14 protein-coding genes and 1 pseudogene are annotated in these 16,193 nt (G+C 71.3%); 7 read left to right on the forward strand and 8 right to left on the reverse strand.

Annotated features, from left to right (window positions below; all coding sequences use genetic code 11):
- Position 1 precedes the first annotated feature (1 nt).
- The 4 genes from D3218_RS07320 to D3218_RS07335 form a co-directional block, all read right to left on the reverse strand.
- On the reverse strand, positions 2-1,300 hold the full coding sequence (locus D3218_RS07320; RefSeq protein WP_119539238.1) for a cytochrome b: 1,299 nt from the start codon (positions 1,298-1,300) through the stop codon (positions 2-4).
- A gap of 19 nt (positions 1,301-1,319) precedes the next feature.
- The gene (gene petA / locus D3218_RS07325; RefSeq protein WP_168990436.1) at positions 1,320-1,880 is read right to left on the reverse strand and encodes a ubiquinol-cytochrome c reductase iron-sulfur subunit; all 561 of its coding nucleotides are present in this window, start codon (positions 1,878-1,880) and stop codon (positions 1,320-1,322) included.
- A gap of 222 nt (positions 1,881-2,102) precedes the next feature.
- Positions 2,103-3,983 (reverse strand): ABC transporter ATP-binding protein, encoded by a 1,881-nt coding sequence (locus D3218_RS07330; RefSeq protein WP_119539239.1) that lies wholly within the window; start codon positions 3,981-3,983, stop codon positions 2,103-2,105.
- Positions 3,980-5,869, reverse strand: coding sequence for an ABC transporter ATP-binding protein (locus tag D3218_RS07335; RefSeq protein WP_119539240.1), 1,890 nt, complete (start codon positions 5,867-5,869; stop codon positions 3,980-3,982). Before D3218_RS07335 ends, D3218_RS07330 begins: the two co-directional genes overlap by 4 nt.
- A gap of 141 nt (positions 5,870-6,010) precedes the next feature.
- Here D3218_RS07335 and D3218_RS07340 point away from each other — a divergent pair.
- Together D3218_RS07340 and D3218_RS07345 are read left to right on the forward strand one after the other, a co-directional pair.
- Positions 6,011-6,479 (forward strand): annotated as a pseudogene (locus D3218_RS07340) (tRNA (cytidine(34)-2'-O)-methyltransferase).
- A complete protein-coding gene (locus D3218_RS07345; protein ID WP_119539241.1) occupies positions 6,476-6,910 on the forward strand; it encodes an NUDIX domain-containing protein in 435 nt (144 codons plus the stop codon). Before D3218_RS07340 ends, D3218_RS07345 begins: the two are co-directional and overlap by 4 nt.
- Here D3218_RS07345 and D3218_RS07350 read toward each other — a convergent pair.
- Positions 6,879-7,127 (reverse strand): hypothetical protein, encoded by a 249-nt coding sequence (locus D3218_RS07350; RefSeq protein WP_119539242.1) that lies wholly within the window; start codon positions 7,125-7,127, stop codon positions 6,879-6,881. The genes D3218_RS07345 and D3218_RS07350 overlap by 32 nt on opposite strands.
- A gap of 194 nt (positions 7,128-7,321) precedes the next feature.
- Here D3218_RS07350 and hemF point away from each other — a divergent pair, with 194 nt between their 5' ends.
- Both hemF and D3218_RS07360 read left to right on the forward strand, forming a co-directional pair.
- A complete protein-coding gene (hemF, locus tag D3218_RS07355; RefSeq protein ID WP_119539243.1) occupies positions 7,322-8,233 on the forward strand; it encodes an oxygen-dependent coproporphyrinogen oxidase in 912 nt (303 codons plus the stop codon).
- A gap of 286 nt (positions 8,234-8,519) precedes the next feature.
- The gene (locus D3218_RS07360; protein WP_119539244.1) at positions 8,520-8,699 is read left to right on the forward strand and encodes a DUF1059 domain-containing protein; all 180 of its coding nucleotides are present in this window, start codon (positions 8,520-8,522) and stop codon (positions 8,697-8,699) included.
- Between the two features lie 84 nt (positions 8,700-8,783).
- Here the strand turns inward: D3218_RS07360 and D3218_RS07365 are convergent, their stop codons facing one another.
- Genes D3218_RS07365 through D3218_RS07375 form a run of 3 tightly spaced genes read right to left on the reverse strand, consistent with a single transcriptional unit; the run spans position 8,784 to position 11,222 of the window.
- Positions 8,784-10,016 (reverse strand): CCA tRNA nucleotidyltransferase, encoded by a 1,233-nt coding sequence (locus D3218_RS07365; protein ID WP_119539245.1) that lies wholly within the window; start codon positions 10,014-10,016, stop codon positions 8,784-8,786.
- Positions 10,013-10,639 (reverse strand): CoA pyrophosphatase, encoded by a 627-nt coding sequence (locus D3218_RS07370; protein WP_119539246.1) that lies wholly within the window; start codon positions 10,637-10,639, stop codon positions 10,013-10,015. Before D3218_RS07370 ends, D3218_RS07365 begins: the two co-directional genes overlap by 4 nt.
- Positions 10,632-11,222, reverse strand: a complete 591-nt coding sequence (locus tag D3218_RS07375) for a DUF1285 domain-containing protein (protein WP_245414954.1) — start codon at positions 11,220-11,222, stop codon at positions 10,632-10,634. Before D3218_RS07375 ends, D3218_RS07370 begins: the two co-directional genes overlap by 8 nt.
- A 183-nt stretch (positions 11,223-11,405) precedes the next feature.
- On the opposite strand from D3218_RS07375, the gene D3218_RS07380 reads away from it, so the two are divergent.
- The 3 genes from D3218_RS07380 to D3218_RS07390 are packed head-to-tail and all read left to right on the forward strand — an operon-like array spanning position 11,406 to position 16,193.
- On the forward strand, positions 11,406-12,416 hold the full coding sequence (locus D3218_RS07380) for an AAA family ATPase (RefSeq protein WP_119539247.1): 1,011 nt from the start codon (positions 11,406-11,408) through the stop codon (positions 12,414-12,416).
- Positions 12,417-12,420: 4 nt separating this feature from the next.
- The gene (locus D3218_RS07385; protein WP_119539248.1) at positions 12,421-13,335 is read left to right on the forward strand and encodes a DUF58 domain-containing protein; all 915 of its coding nucleotides are present in this window, start codon (positions 12,421-12,423) and stop codon (positions 13,333-13,335) included.
- Complete coding sequence (locus D3218_RS07390) at positions 13,335-16,193, forward strand: DUF4159 domain-containing protein (RefSeq protein ID WP_119539249.1); 2,859 nt, start codon at positions 13,335-13,337, stop codon at positions 16,191-16,193. The genes D3218_RS07385 and D3218_RS07390 overlap by 1 nt, the downstream gene beginning before the upstream one ends.

A 16,193-nucleotide genomic window follows, 5' to 3' on the forward strand; every position in this document is an offset into this window, starting at 1 on the left:
GTCAGCCTTTGGTTTCGGGAGAGGCGGCGGCCCCGGCGGGCACCCCGCGCGCGGCGCCGTGCTTGGCCAGCACCGCCTCCGTGATCGAGTTCGGCAGCTTCCGCGGCGTCTCGATCAGACCGAGCACCGGCAGGACGATCAGGAAGTGCGCGAAGTAGTAGATCGTGCCGATCAGCGACAGGGTCGGATAGATGCCCTCCGCCGGGCGCGAGCCGAGCCAGCCGAGGACCACGGCGTTGGCCGCGAAGACCCAGAAGAAGATCTTGTAGATCGGCCGGTAGCTCGTGGAGCGGACGCGGCTCGTGTCGAGCCAGGGCAGGAAGAACAGGATGATGATCGACCCGAACATCACCAGCACGCCGCCGAGCTTGGAATCGATCGGTCCGATGTTGAAGGTGATGGCGCGCAGCATCGCGTAGAACGGCAGGAAGTACCATTCCGGGACGATGTGGGCGGGCGTCTGCAGCGGGTTGGCCGGAATGTAGTTGTCCGGGTGGCCCATGTAGTTCGGCATGTAGAAGACGAAGTACGAGAAGAAGGCCAGGAACACGACCATCGCGAACCCGTCCTTGATGGTCGCGTGCGGCGTGAAGGGCACGGTGTCCTTGGACGACTTGATCTCGACGCCGGTCGGGTTGGTCTGGCCCACCACGTGCAGCGCCCAGATGTGCAGGATCACGACGCCCGCGATCATGAAGGGCAGCAGGTAGTGCAGCGCGAAGAAGCGGTTGAGCGTCGCATTGTCCACCGCGAAGCCGCCGAGCAGCAGCGTCTGGATCGGGCCGCCGATGCCCGGGAAGGCGGTGAAGAAGCCGGTGATCACCGTGGCGCCCCAGAAGGACATCTGGCCCCAGGGCAGGACGTAGCCCATGAAGGCGGTGGCCATCATCAGCAGGAAGATCACGACGCCGAGGATCCACATGATCTCGCGCGGCGCCTTGTAGGAGCCGTAGTAGAGGCCGCGGAAGATGTGGACGTAGACGGCGATGAAGAAGAAGGAGGCGCCGTTGGCGTGCATGTAGCGCAGCAGCCAGCCCCAGTTCACGTCGCGCACGATGCTCTCGACGGACTGGAAGGCGATGCCGGAATTGGCCGCATAGTGCATGGCCAGGACGACGCCGGTCAGGATCTGGATGCCGAGGAACAGCGCCAGGATGCCGCCGAACGTATAGGCGTAGCTCAGGTTGCGCGGCACCGGAAAGGCCACGAACGAATCGTAGAGGAGCCGGGGGAGCGGCAGGCGGGCGTCGAGCCAGCGCATGACGCCGCTGGTCGGCACGTAGGACGAAGGACCACTCATGTTCTTTGTGCCTCTTGCCTCAGCCGATGCGGACGGTGGTGGGATTGGGGAAGGTGTAGAGCGGCACCGCCATGTTCTCCGGCGCCGGCCCCTTCCGGATACGGCCGGCCGTGTCGTAGTGCGAGCCGTGGCATGGGCAGTACCAGCCGTCGTAGTCGCCGGACTGGCCGAGCGGCACGCAGCCGAGATGGGTGCATACGCCCACCATCACGAGCCACTGCTCCTGGCCTTCGGCAGCGCGGTTGACGTCGGTGGCGGGCGCGTCGCCCGGCAGGTTGGCGTTGCGCGCGATCGGGTCCTTGAGCGCGGACAGATCGACGGCCTTGCCCTCCTCGATCTCCTTGGGCGTGCGCTGCCGGATGAAGATCGGCTTGCCGCGCCACTTGGCGGTGATCGACTGGCCGGCCGCGATCTGGCTGATGTCGACATCGACCTGCGCGAGCGCGAGCGTCGCGGCGTCGGGGTTCATCTGATCGATGAACGGCCAGACCGCCGCGGCGGCACCGACGACGCCGGCCGCCCCCGTCGCGATGTAGAGAAAATCCCGGCGTGTGGGTTCGCTGCTGTGATCGACGCTCACGGAAGAAATGCGCTCCTTCAGGGCCGGCACGCCGATGCGGCGCGTCTGCCTCAGTCCCATCACGACCTCGCGGAGCACACCGAGCGCCGGAGCGACCGCGCCCTCCCCTAGAGCCGTTTCGGCCGCGATTTCTAAGCGCCCACTTGGAACTTGTCCAGACTGTGGCGGCGGTTCGGGCGGTTATGTCGCTCGATGAACACGCCCCGCCCCGGACGGGCGCCCCTACTCGGCGGCGGCGGGGAGAAAGCCGCCCGACTGGCGCCGCCAGAGCCCCGCGTAGAGGCCGCCGCGACGCACCAGCTCGGCATGCGTCCCCTCCTCCACGATGCGCCCCGCGTCGATCACCACCAAGCGGTCGAGCTGCGCGATGGTGGACAGGCGATGGGCGATGGCGATCACCGTCCGCCCCTCCATCATCCCTTCCAGATTGTCCTGGATCGCCGCCTCGACCTCCGAATCCAGCGCCGAGGTCGCCTCGTCGAGCACCAGCACCGGCGCGTTCTTAAGGAACACGCGGGCAATGGCGATGCGCTGGCGCTGGCCGCCCGACAGCTTGACGCCCCGCTCGCCCACATAGGCGTCGAGCCCGACGCGTCCGTTCGGGTCGCGCACCGTGCCGATGAAGCCGAGCGCGTCGGCGCGCCGGGCGGCGGACAGGATCTCGTCCTCGCCCGCCTCCGGCCGACCGTAGGCGATGTTGTCGCGGATCGAACGATGAAACAGCGAGGTGTCCTGGGTGACGACGCCGATCTCGTTGCGCAGCGAGGTCTGCGTCACGCCCGCGATGTCCTGCCCGTCGAGGAGGATCGTTCCCTTCTCCACGTCGTAGAGTCGCAGCAGGAGGTTCACCAGCGTCGTCTTTCCGGCTCCCGAGCGGCCCACCAGCCCGACCTTCTCGCCGGGGCGGATCGCGAGCGAGAAGTTCTCGATCACCCCCGCACCCTTGCCGTAGTGGAAGGTCACGTCGCGAAATTCCACCGCGCCGCCGGCGGGGCGGATCGGCGCCGCGTCCGGCCGGTCCACCAGCGCCGGCTGGGCCGAGACGGTCGCCACAGCGTCCTGCACCGTGCCGTAGTTGCGCACCAGGCCGTTGATGTTGAACATCATCCAGCCGCTCATCTGGTTGAGCCGCAGCACGAGGCCGAGCGCGGTGGCGACGTCGCCGGTGGTGGTGGTGCCCGCGGTCCAGGAGTGGAGCGCCAGGGCGCCGATCGCCGTCATCATGAAGCCGTTGAGCACGGCCACGGCGGTGCGCACCGCCGTGATCGCGCGCGTCGTCGCGCGGATCGCGTCCACGAAGCGCCGGAAGCCGTCCAGCACGAAGGCGTCCTGCCGCCGGCCGGGATCGAAGAGCTTCACCGCCAGGATGTTGGTGAAGCTGTCCACCACGCGGCCCGACATCACCGAGCGCGCCTCCGCGCTCTCGCGCCCGGCGCGGCGGATGCGCGGCAGGAGGGTGCGCACGATCCAGCCGTATCCGGCCGCCCAGACCAGGAGCACGAGCCCCATCCAGGGATCCATCGCGCCGAGGATCGCCACCGTCAGGACCGCGAAGGTGACGAAGCTCCAGAAGGTCTGGAGCGTGGTGACGATGAAGTCGCCCGTCGCCTCGCCCACCTGCTGCACCTTCTGCGCGACGCGGCCGGCGAAGTCGTTCTGGAAGAACGTGTAGGACTGGTCCATCAGGCGGCGGTACGACTGCCAGCGGATACGGTTGTAGAGCGAGGGCACGATGACCTGCTGCTCCAGGACGGAAGCGGCGAAGAGCACCAGCGTGCGCACCAGGAGGGTGGAGGCCGCCAGGATCGCGAGCAGCCAGAAATGGTCGGCCACCAGCGTCGCGGGCGAGGACGACCCCAAGGCATCCACCACCCAGCCGACGGCCGCGTAGAGCAGCGCGTCCACCCCGCCGGTCAGGCCACCGGTGACCAGGAGCGCGAGGAACGGCCACTTCGCCTCGCGCGCGAAATGCCAGATGAAGCGGTTGGTCTCGCGCGGCAGCGGCGGCAGGGCGCCGACGCGGCGAGGCTCGGCATCGCCGGCCTCCACGTCGCCATAGGGATCGATGACGCGCTCGAAGCGGCGCAGCAGCCGGTCGATCATTCCGCCGCGCGCGCCCGTTCCACCAATGCCGCCTCGCCCTCGCCGGCATCCAGGAAGCCGCCGACCTGACGCCGCCACAGGTCCGCGTAGAGGCCGCCCTGCGCGATCAGCTCCGCGTGTGGGCCCTCCTCCAGGATGCGGCCACGATCGAGCACCACCAGCCGGTCCAGCGCGGCGATGGTGGACAGGCGGTGCGCCACGGCGATCACCGTCTTGCCCTCCATCAGGCGATAGAGGTTCTCGGCGATGGCCGCCTCGACCTCGGAGTCCAGCGCCGAGGTCGCCTCGTCCAGGAGCAGGATCGGCGCATCCTTCAACATCACGCGTGCGATGGCGATGCGCTGGCGCTGGCCGCCCGAAAGCTTGACGCCCCGCTCGCCGACCTCCGCGTCAAGGCCTCGCCGGCCCTCGCGGTCGACCAGCGCATCCACGAACTCCTCCGCCTCGGCGCGCCGCAGCGCATGGCGGACCTCCTCGTCGGTCGCGTCGGGACGGCCGTAGAGGATGTTCTCGCGGACGGTGCGGTGGAGCAGCGAGGTGTCCTGCGTCACCATACCGACATGGGCGCGCAGCGAGTGCTGCGTGACGCCGGAAATGTCCTGCCCATCGATCAGGATGCGGCCGGACTGGACGTCGTAGAAGCGAAGAAGGAGGTTGAGCAGCGTCGACTTGCCGGCGCCCGAGCGGCCGACAAGGCCGATCTTCTCGCCGGGAGCGATCGTGAGATCGAAGTCCTGCACCACCGGCCCCGCCGCGCGATGCGGGCGCGCCGACCCGTAGGCGAAGCAGACCCGCTCGAAGCGGACCTCGCCCTCTGGCACCGCCAGCGGCCGGGCGTCGCGCGCGTCGGTGAGGGCCACCGGCCGGGTGAAGGTGGCGATGCCGTCGCGGATGGTGCCGACGTTCTCGAACAGGGCCGAGACCTCCCACATGATCCACTGCGCCATGCCGTGGAGGCGCAGGACGAGGCCGATCCCGACCGCCACCGCACCGACCGACACGAGCCCGTTGATCCAGAGGCCGATGCCCATGGCCCCCACGGCGAAGAGGAGCGCGGAGTTGAGGGCGAGGAGGCTGACGAAGAACAGCGTGATGAGCCGCCCTTGTCCGTAGACCGGCTTCAGGAACAGGCGCATCGCGTCCTGCGCGTAGGTCACCTCGCGCGGCGTATGGGCGAAGAGCTTCACCGTGCCGATGTTGGAATAGGCATCCACGATGCGGCCGGTCATCTCGGCGCGCGCGTCGGCCTGGGCCTGCGCGACGGCGCCCAGGCGCGGGATGAAGTAGCGCAGCATCACGACGTAGAGCACCAGCCAGCCGGCGAAGGGCAACATCAGGCGCCAGTCGGCGGCGGCCAGGAGCACGATGATGCCGGTGAAGTAGACCGCGACGTAGAGGAACACGTCGATCGACTTCATGATCGTCTCGCGCACGGCGAGCGCCGTCTGCATCAGCTTGGTGGAGACGCGGCCGGCGAACTCGTCCTGGAAGAAGCCGAGCGTCTGGTCGAGCAGCCAGTTGTGCGCGCTCCAGCGGAAGCGCATCGGCAGGTTGCCGAACAGCGCCTGGAACGAGATCAGCGACTCGACGAGCGCCAGCCCCGGCAGCAGCACCAGGATCACGACGGCCATGCCGGCGAGGCGCCAGCCCTCGTCGGCCAGGAACGTCTGCGGGTCGGCGGCCGAGAGCCAGTCGACGATGGATCCGAGGAAGCCGAACAGCGACACCTCGATCACGGCGATCACGCCCGACATCACCGCCATGCCCACGAGCAGCCAGCGGACCGGGCGCGCATAGTGCCAGACGAACGACCAGAAGGTGGCGGGCGGGCTGCCGGCCGGCCCCGACGGGAACGGGTCGACCAGCTTCTCGAAGAAGGCGAACATGTAGACTTCCGTGCAGCGGATGCGGCGGGGCGCAGGCGACGCGCCCGACGCGCCGGGATCGCGGCCTTCATATAGGCCCTCCGACGACGATTTCACGAAACGGGGCGTATGCGTGCGCCGGGCGGTCGTCTATCGGAAGGCATGTCCCCTTCCATCGCCCTCTACCAGCCCGACATCGCGGGCAATGCCGGCACGATCCTGCGGCTCGGCGCGTGCCTCGGCCTCGATGTCGAGATCGTCGAGCCGGCGGGCTTCGACCTGTCGGACCGGGCGCTCCGGCGCGCCGGCATGGACTATCTCGCCATGGCGCGACTGACGCGGCACGTCGACTTCGCCGCCTTCGACGCCGCGCGGCGAGCCGCCGGGCGGCGGCTGGTGCTTCTGACCACCCGGGGCCGAGCTGCCCTACCACGCCTTGGACTTCCGCGCCGACGACACGCTTCTGTTCGGGCGCGAGAGCGCGGGCGTGCCGGACGCGGTGCACGCGCTGGCGGACGTGCGGGCGACGATCCCGATGGTGGCGGGCGCGCGCTCGCTGAACCTTGCCGTCAGCGCCGCCATGGTGGCCGGCGAGGCGCTGCGGCAACTGCGCGCGAGGGGCGCGGCATGAGCGCGCGAGAACCCCGGCTCGGCACCGGCGCGGCCATCCTGCGGGGTGGCAGGCTGCTGCTGATCCGGCGGCGCGGCGCCCCGGAAGCGGGGGCCTGGGGCCTGCCCGGCGGCAAGGTGGACCTGTTCGAGCGGGCGAATGTTGCCGCGGCGCGAGAGGTGCTGGAGGAAACGGGGCTGCGCATCGTCGCCCGCGAGCTCCTCTGCGTCGTGGACCAGATCGACCGCGATGCGGGCGACCATTGGTTCGCGCCGGTCTACGTGGTGGAGGACGCGGCGGGCGAGCCGGCGATCACGGAGCCCCACAAGCACGACGGGTTGGACTGGTTCGCGCTGGACGCGCTGCCCGAGCCCCTGACCGCGCCGACGCGTGGCGCGCTGCCCCATCTGCGGGAGCGGCTCAATCGGCGCTCGGCAGGCGGCGCATCGTGAACTCGACCTCGCCGCCGGGCAGCAGGCGCCAGCTCTCGACCTGCGTCCAGTAGGCGGCCTTGGGATAGCGCGCGAACCACTCGCGCGCCTTGGTCCGGGCCTCGGGGCGCGGCAGGGTGAAGGTCTCGCGCACGAAGCTGTCGCGCGGGGCCGCCGCGCGCCGGGCGCGGAGCTGCCGGCGCAGGCCTTCCAGGGGTGGCGGGGGAAGCGGCGCCATCGGACCGTCGCGCTCCTGTTTCGGCTGGCTCCAGTTGTCCGGCAATATAGGCCTGGGCGCGGCGGAGTTCGAGTCGCATCCGCCGGGGCGCCGACGACGGATCGCTTCCGAAACGCTTCCGCACCTGCTAGCCAGGGCGCATGTCCGGCCGGTTCCCCGCGAAACCGGCCCGCCAGCGAGGATCCACGAACGCTATGGAACGTCCCGAACTGCCGCAGGGCCTCCCGGAGAATCTCGACGCCAAGAAGGCGGAGGCCAAGGCCTGGTTCGAGGCCCTGCGCGACCGGCTCTGCAAGGCGTTCGAGGACCTGGAGGACGAGTTCGGCTCCGAAGGCGGCCTGCCGGCCGGCCGGTTCGAGCGCACGCCCTGGACGCGGGGCGAAACCGGCGGCGGCGGCACGATGTCGATGCTGCACGACGGACGCGTCTTCGAGAAGGCCGGCATCCACACCTCCACCGTCCATGGCGAGCTGTCGGAGGATTTCGCCGCGCAGATCCCCGGCGCGAGCAGCGACCGCAGCTTCTGGGCATCGGGCATCTCCCTGATCGCCCACACGCGCAACCCGCATGTGCCCGCCGTGCACATGAACACGCGCATGGTGGTGACCACCGGACAATGGTTCGGAGGCGGCGCCGACCTCACGCCCATGCTCGACGCGCGGCGCACCGCCGAAGACCCGGACACGCGCGCCTTCCACAAGGCGCTCAAGTTCGTCTGCGACCGGCACGCGCAGGTGGCGAGCTTCGATCGCTACAAGGCGTGGTGCGACGAGTATTTCCACCTGCCGCACCGGGGCGAGCCGCGCGGCGTCGGCGGCATCTTCTACGACTGGCTTCATTCGCCCGACGAGGCCGGCGGCTGGGAGGCGGACTTCGCCTTCACGCGCGACGTCGGCAAGGCGTTCCTGGTGGTCTATCCTCATCTCGTGCGACAGAACGCCGAAACGCCGTGGAACGAGGCCGAGCGTGACGAGCAGCTCGTGCGGCGTGGCCGCTACGTGGAATACAACCTCCTCTACGATCGCGGCACGCTGTTCGGGCTGAAGACGGGCGGCAACGTCGCCTCGATCCTGTCCTCCCTGCCGCCGGTCGTGAAGTGGCCGTAAATAATCGTTTCCGGGCTGACGATCGGCATCGGGCGGCCTGTTCCGACCGGGTGCGAAACCTATCTGTCCGCAGACGGACACGAATTGGTTAAAGCGCCAGAAACCTCCTGTTCACAGATCGCGAAGTCCTGATAAGGTTCGTGTAGTCCAGCCATCGTCCGCCGAGGACGAGCTGGTGTCTCGGGGCGAAAGATCCGGGAAGGGACGTGCATTCCGACCGCATGGTTTCGAAGGGCAGACGGCCAGCGCACGAGCGCGGCCGAAGGATCGACCAGGGAGGATTGTGATGTATGAACTCGATTGCCACGGCGTCATTCCAGGCTGCGAGCGCGTGATCCGCGCCGAGTCGCAGGCGGAGGTGATGCGCCGCGCCGTGACGCAGGCCAAGCAGCTCGGGGTGGAGACGATCTCCCAGCGCATGATGGACGCGTTCCGCGACGGGACCCACGAGACCGTCAAGCACTGACCGGTTTCGGGCCGCAGCGGTCCGGCGACACGAATATTCGGGCGCGGCTCCATCGGCGGATGGGGCCGCGCTTTTCGTTTGGCGTCAGACCAGCTTCAGCAGCGCATCGCGGCCGAGCACGAATCCGCTCTCGGCATAGCTGCGCTTCAGCCTGTCGAGCGTGCGGCCGACCTCCGGCCCCGGCCCGATGCCTGCGGCCGCCAGATCGTGGCCCGACAGCGGAAACGGCGGCGGATCGAAACGGACGGCGGCCTCGTGGCGCGCGGCAAGGCGCGCGACCTGGGCAAGGCGATCCGGGTTCTGCGCGGCGGCGGTGCGCTCGGCGGCCAGCGCCAGCGACAGGCGGTCGGACAGCGCGGACCGGTCGCCGAGATAGAGCCGGGCGCGGAAGGCGCCGTCGCCCTCGTCGAGCGGCATCTCGGCCATCGCCCAGGCGACGATCCGGTCGCGGTCCGCATTGGACAGCCGCAGCCGCCCGGCCATGGCGCGCAGGCGCGCGGCGTCCGGCGGCACGACGGCCTCCAACCGGCGGATCGGATCCGGCGCCCAGCCGTAGAGGCGTTCCGTATCCACGAGGCCGTGGATGGCGTCTATGCCCCACTTCTCGCTTTCCGGCAGGACGCGGCCGAGCACGCCCGCCTGGCGCATCCACAGGAGCGCGCGCGCCGGCTCCGGTGCGCCGAGAACCTTGCGCAACTCGCCCCAGACGCGTTCCGCCGACAAGCGGTCGAGCCCTTCCTTAAGGCGCGAGCAGGCCCGCAAGCCCTCCCCGTCCGGCCGCCCGTGCCCGTACCAGGCGAAGAAGCGGAAGAAGCGCAGGATGCGCAGATAGTCCTCCTCGATGCGCTGGCCCGCATCGCCGATGAAGCGCAGCGTCCCGCTTCCGACGTCGGCGATGCCGCCCACGAAGTCGAGGACCTGCCCTTGCGCGTCACAGTAGAGCGCGTTGATGGTGAAGTCCCGACGCCCGGCATCGAGCGCCCAGTCGCGGCCGAACAGCACCTTGGCATGGCGCCCGTCGGTCTCCACGTCGCGGCGGAGCGTCGTCACCTCGAACGGACGCCCCTCGGCCACCACGGTCACGGTTCCATGCTCGATGCCGGTCGGCACCGCCCGCAGGCCGGCCGCCTCCACGCGGGCGATCGTCTCGGCCGGCAGCGTCGTGGTGGCCACGTCGACGTCGGAGATGGGACGGTCCATCAGCGTGTTGCGGATCGCACCGCCGACCACGCGCGCTTCCTCGCCTCCCGCCGACAGGGCGGCGAGGAGGGCCTGGAGGGCGGGATCGCGGAGCCAGTCCGCCTGGATGCGCGTCATGATGCGTAGAGCCTTTCATACAGCGTGCGCAGGATGCCCGCCGTCACGCCCCAGATATAACGATCGCCGAAGGGCATCGTGTAGAAGTATCGCGGCCTGCCCTGCCAGACGCGGCTGTCGCGAGCATGGTTGGCGGCGTTCATCAGGAAGCCGAGCGGAACCTCGAAGGCGTCGGCCACCTCGGCCGGATCGGGGCGCGGCACGAAGTCGGGCGGGACGATGCCGATCACCGGCGTGATGCGGAAGCCGGTCGTGGTCCGGTAGCGCGGCAGGCGGCCGAGCACCTCGACGCTGGCCGGATCGAGGCCGACCTCCTCGCGCGCCTCGCGCAGGGCGGCCGCCTCCGGCGAAGCATCCGCCGGGTCCACCGAACCGCCGGGAAAGGCGATCTGGCCGGAATGCTTGCGCAGGTGCGCGGCGCGCGTCGTCAGCACCACGCCGGCCTCGCCGGGCCGGTCCACCACCGGCACCAGCACGGCCGCCTCGCGCGTCGAGGCGCCTTCGGCAAGCTGCTCCCAGTCGGGGTTGAGCACATGGTCGCCCGCGTCGTGCTCCAGCACGCCCGGTCCGCGCGCCAGAAGGCGGGCGCGCAGGTCGGCGGCATCGAACCGGGGCTCAGACATCGGCACCGTGCGGCAGCGGCACCGGAAACCACGCCGCACCCGAGGCGATACCCGCCTCGCCGCCCCGCTCCTCGACGCGTTGGGCGAGATCGAAGGCGAGCGCGCGGGTGAGCCGGGCCTCCAGCCCGCCCCGCACGAGCACGTAGGGGCGAAACGCACCGTCGGCGTCCGCCTCGAAGCGGAGCGGATGGGCCGTGTCCGCCTCCACCACGTCGCCCATGTTGGTGCGGAAGCTCAGGCGTCCCGCGTCGGCACTCATCTCCACCGCCACGAAGGGCGCATCCGCCACGCGGATCGGCAACTTCTCGGCCGGCGTCACCAGCACGAAGCCGCCGTCCGGCTCGCGCCGCAGCACGCTGGAGAAGAGGCGCGCCAGCGCCGGGCGGTCGATCGGCCGCCCCTCGTGGAACCAGCGGCCCTCGGCGTCGATCGCCATGTCGATCGTCCCGCAATGGGCCGGGTCCCAGCGTTCCACCGGCGGGGCGGAGAGGCCGGCCCGCTCGGCGCGCGAGACCAGCGCCTCCAGCGAGACGTCGCCGGGGAATGCGGTGGCGGACGGGTCGTCGGGTGGCTGCGACATCATGCTTTGCCTTCCAGGGCTTCGCCCGGTGGCGGGCGGTGTCCCGCGCGTCTTATTTTGGCCGGGCTTGGCCGTCACCAGATAGTCGCGCGTCCCGGTGCTTGCCAGACGACGCCGGCCTCGATTCTATGGGGCCATCCGCCGCCGTCGACCATCGCGACGCGACTCATCGAAAGGCCCCGAAGGATGACGATTATCGCCCACCCGGAGCCCGTCCTGGATTCGCGCGCCATGGTGGAGGAAGCCGAGCGCGCGCTCGGCGACATCGCGAAGGCGCGCGAATCGGTCGCCCGCGTCATTTTCGGCCAGGAGAGCGTGGTGGAGCAGACGCTGGTGGCGATCCTGGCCGGCGGCCACGCGCTGCTGGTCGGCGTGCCGGGTCTGGCCAAGACCAAGCTGGTGGAGACGCTCGGCGTGGTTCTCGGGCTCGACGCGCGCCGCGTCCAGTTCACGCCCGACCTGATGCCGTCCGACATCGTCGGCACCGAGGTGATGGACCAGGACGAGACGGGCCGACGCTCCTTCCGCTTCGTGCGCGGGCCGGTCTTCGCCCAGCTCCTGATGGCCGACGAGATCAACCGCGCCAGCCCGCGGACGCAGTCCGCCCTGCTTCAGTCGATGCAGGAATATCACGTGACGGTGGCCGGCGAGCGGCACGACCTGCCCGCGCCCTTCCATGTGCTGGCGACCCAGAACCCGCTGGAGCAGGAGGGCACCTACCCCCTGCCCGAGGCGCAGCTCGACCGCTTCCTGTGCCAGGTGGACGTGCACTACCCTTCGATGGAGGCGGAGCGGCGCATCCTCATGGCCACCACGGGCGTCGCCGAGGACAAGGCGGTCGGCGTGGTGACGGCGGACCGGCTGCGCGAGATCCAGACCCTGGTGCGCCGGATGCCTGTGCCCGAGAGCGTGGTCGACGCGATCCTCTCGCTGGTGCGCTCGGCCCGGCCTGGACAGGGCTCGGCGGAGGCCGACACGCACGTCGCGTGGGGCCCCGGGCCGCGCGCCTCGCAGGCGATGATGACCTGCGTGCGCGCCCGCGCGCTCTACGAGGGGCGCCTGGCCCCCTCGGTGGACGACGTGCGTGCGCTGGCCGAGCCGATCCTGCAGCACCGCATGGCGCTGAACTTCGCCGCGCGGGCCGAGGGGATCGGCGTGCGCGAGGTGATCGCCCGTCTCGCCAAGCAGGCCGGCTGACGCCATGGCGGCTGTGGGTCGCATCGCGGACGCCGTCACAGGGCGCGAGGCGCTGCATCGCGCGCGCCAGCGGGCGGCCCTCCTGCCCGACCTTCTGGTCGAGGCGCGCCGCGTCTCCGCCTCCGTGGCCACCGGCTGGCACGGGCGCCGGCGGCGGGGCACGGGCGAGAACTTCTGGCAGTTCCGCCCCTTCGTGGACGGCGAGCAGGTCTCGCGCATCGACTGGCGCCGCTCGGCGCGCGACGACAACGTCTACCTGCGCGACCGCGAATGGGAGGCCGCCCAGACCGTCTGGCTCTGGGCCGACCCGTCGCCCTCCATGCTCTACCAGAGCCGCGAGGGACTGGTGTCCAAGGAAAGCCGCGCGCTCGTGCTGGTGCTGGCGCTGGCCGAACTCCTGGCGCGCTCGGGCGAGCGGATCGGCTATCCGGGCGTGCTCGCGCCGGTCTCGGCGCGCAACGCGGCCGAGCGCATCGCCGCCGCCCTCCACACCAACCGGCCGGCCGGGGGGTTCCCCGCGACCGATCGGCTCCGGCGCTTCAGCGAGATCGTGCTGGTGGGCGACTTCCTCGACCCGATCGACGCGCTGACCGAACGCGTGGACACGCTGGCGCGCCAGGGCGTGCGCGGCCATCTGGTCCAGGTGGCGGACCCGGCCGAGGTCGCCTTCCCCTATTCCGGCCGGACCGAGTTCCAGGACCCGGAAACCGGCTCCAAGCTCACCGCCGGGCGCGCCGAGGCGCTGCGCGAGCTCTACCGCGACGCCTTCGAGGCGCGCCGCCGCTTTCTCGGCGAGCATTGCCGGCGGCTCGGCTGGAGCCATACGTTCCACGCGACCGACCGTCTCGCCTCCGAGCCGCTGGTCGCCGTGCACGGCCATCTCAGCGGCCAGCCGCAGGCCATGAAGGCGCGAGCCTGATGGGAGCCCTGTCCTTCGGCGCCCCGCTGCTCCTGGCCGGCCTTCTCGCACTGCCCGCGATCTGGTGGCTGCTGCGGCTGACCCCGCCGCGCCCGCAGACCGAGACCTTCCCGCCCCTGCGCATCCTCGAGCGTGTGCTCAAGCGCGAGGAGACGCCGGCGCGCAGCCCCTGGTGGCTGACGCTGCTGCGGCTGCTGCTCGCCGCGCTGGTGATCCTGGCGCTGGCCGCGCCGATCCTCAACCCGCGCGAAAGCGCGCTGACCGGCGACGGTCCCGTGGTCGTCATGCTCGACAACGGATGGGCCAGCGCGCGCGACTGGGACGAGCGGCGCGCGGCCGCCGAGGAGCTGATCCGCGAGGCGGGCGAGGCCGGGCGGCCGGTGTCGCTGCTGCTCACCGCGGAGGGTGCCGCCAACGATGCGGCGCCCGTGGAGGCCGCGACCGCGCTGGAGCGGCTGGCCGCCGCCGAGCCGCGCCCGATCGCGCCCGACCGCGCGGCGGCGGCCGAACGCCTCGCCGCCCTCGCCGGCGGCGGCACCGGCGCCAGCCTCGCCTTCCTGAGCGACGGGCTCGACGGCGGCGGGCTGGAAGCCGCCGCGCAGAGTCTGCGTTCGCTCGGCCCCTCGCAGGTCATGCTCTACGCACCGCCCGTGGCGGCGCTGACCGGCCTCACAGGCGCCCAGAACACGACCGAAGCTCTGGTGGTGCAGGCCGTGCGCCCCGCGGGCGACCCCGGCCCCGCGACCTACCAGCTCCGCGCTCTGGACGCGCAGGAGCGCGAGATCGGCCGCGCGCCGCTCGCCTTCGCCGCCGGCTCGACGGAGGCCGAGGCGCGCTTCGCCATCCCGGTGGAACTGCGCAACGACGTCGCGCGGATCGAGCGCGACGGCCTCAACGACGCGGCCTCCGTGCGCCTCGTGGACGAAAGCTTCCAGCGCCGGCGCGTGGCGCTGGTGTCGGGCGAGGCCGCCGACCTCGCGCAGCCGCTGCTTTCGCCGCTCTACTACATCACCCGCGCGCTGGAGCCCTTCGCCGACCTCGTGCGCGCCGACAGCGCCGATCTCGGCACGGCGATCCCGGCCTTGATCGAGCAACGCCCCTCGGTGATCGTGCTGGCCGACATCGGCGTCCTGCCCGACGCGGCGACGCAGGCGCTGAACGGCTTCCTCGAGAGCGGCGGCACGCTGGTGCGCTTCGCCGGCCCGCGCCTCGCCGCCTCCACGGCGGAGGACACGCTTGTCCCGGTGCGGCTGCGCGGCGGCGAGCGGCAGCTCGGCGGCGCCCTGTCGTGGTCGGAGCCCCAGCGGCTCGCGCCGATCCCCGACGGCAGCCCGTTTGCCGGCATCACGGTGCCGGACGACGTGACGGTCTCGCGCCAGATCCTGGCCGAACCCTCGGCGGACCTATCCGAGCGCACCTGGGCGGGCCTGGCCGACGGCACGCCGATCGTCACCGCCGCCGCGCGCGGCGCGGGCACCATCGTCCTGTTCCACACCACCGCCGAGGCCACCTGGTCGAACCTGCCGATCTCGGGCGCCTTCGTGGACATGCTGCGCCGGATCGTGTCGCTGTCGCGCGGGGCGTCGGGCACGGACGGCGGAACCGCCGAGACCAGCCTGCCGCCCTATCGCGTGATGAACGGGCAGGCGCGCCTCGTGCAGCCGGGCCCCGACGTGCGCCCGCTGCTGCTGCGCCCGGGCGCGGCGCCGGTGCCGGGCCCGGAGACCCCGCCGGGCCTCTACGGCACGGCCGAGGGGTACCGCGCCCTGAACCTCCTCGGCGCCGACGCCACGCTGCGGCCTCTGCAGGCGTTCGACCTCGGCGCGCCCGTCGCCGCGCGCGCCTACGGCACGGCGGGCGCCACCGACCTGACGCCCTGGCTGTTCGCGGGCGCCGTGGCGCTGTTCGCGCTGGATGCGCTGGCGCTCCTGTGGCTGAACGGCGGCTTCGCCCGTCTGCGGCGCGGGCTCGCCCGCCCGGCGGCGCCGGCGGCGCTCCTGGTGGCCGCCGCGCTTCTCGCCGGCATGGGTGGCTTGCCCGGCCGCGCCGAGGCGCAGGACGCCCCCTCGCCCGCCGCGCTCGCGACGCAGGGGCTGGAGGGCATCGACGCCGCGCGCGCGATCGCCGCCACCGAGACCACGCACCTCGCCTATGTGGAGACCGGCGAGGCCGCCACCGACGAGATCTCGCGCCAGGGCCTCGACGGGCTGTCGCAGTTCATCGCCTCCAAGACCGCGCTGGAGCCCGGCCCGCCCATGGCGGTCGACATCGCGGCCGACGAGCTGTCGTTCTATCCGATCCTGTACTGGCCGATCCGCGCCTCAGCTCCGATGCCGAGCCAGGAGGCGATCAGCCGGGTGGACGCCTACATGAAGCAGGGTGGCACGGTGCTGTTCGACGTGGAGGGCGACGCGATGGGCGACCTGTCGGGCACCACGGTCTCGGCCGGGCAGCGACGCCTGCGCGACATCCTGGCCGATCTCGACATCCCGCCGCTGGAGCCCGTGCCGCGCGACCACGTCCTGACCAAGGCCTTCTACATCATGGACAGCTTCCCCGGCCGGCACACGGGCTCGGACCTATGGGTCGAATCCCTGGTGCGCTCGGCCGATGCCGAGGCGCGGCCGGCGAGCGCGGGCGACGGCGTCTCGTCCATCATGATCACGTCCAACGATCTCGCCAGCGCCTGGGCGGTGGACGACAACGGGCTGTTCGTCTTCCCCACGGACAACGCCGACCCGTCGCAGCGCGAATACGCCTACCGGGCGGGCGTCAACATCGTGATGTACGTGCTCACGGGCAACTACAAGGCCGACCAGGTCCACGTGCCGGCCCTTCTCGAGCGCCTGGGACAATGA

It is taken from the genome of Aureimonas flava (genome assembly GCF_003583935.1).
Taxonomy (GTDB): Bacteria; Pseudomonadota; Alphaproteobacteria; order Rhizobiales; family Rhizobiaceae; genus Aureimonas; species Aureimonas flava.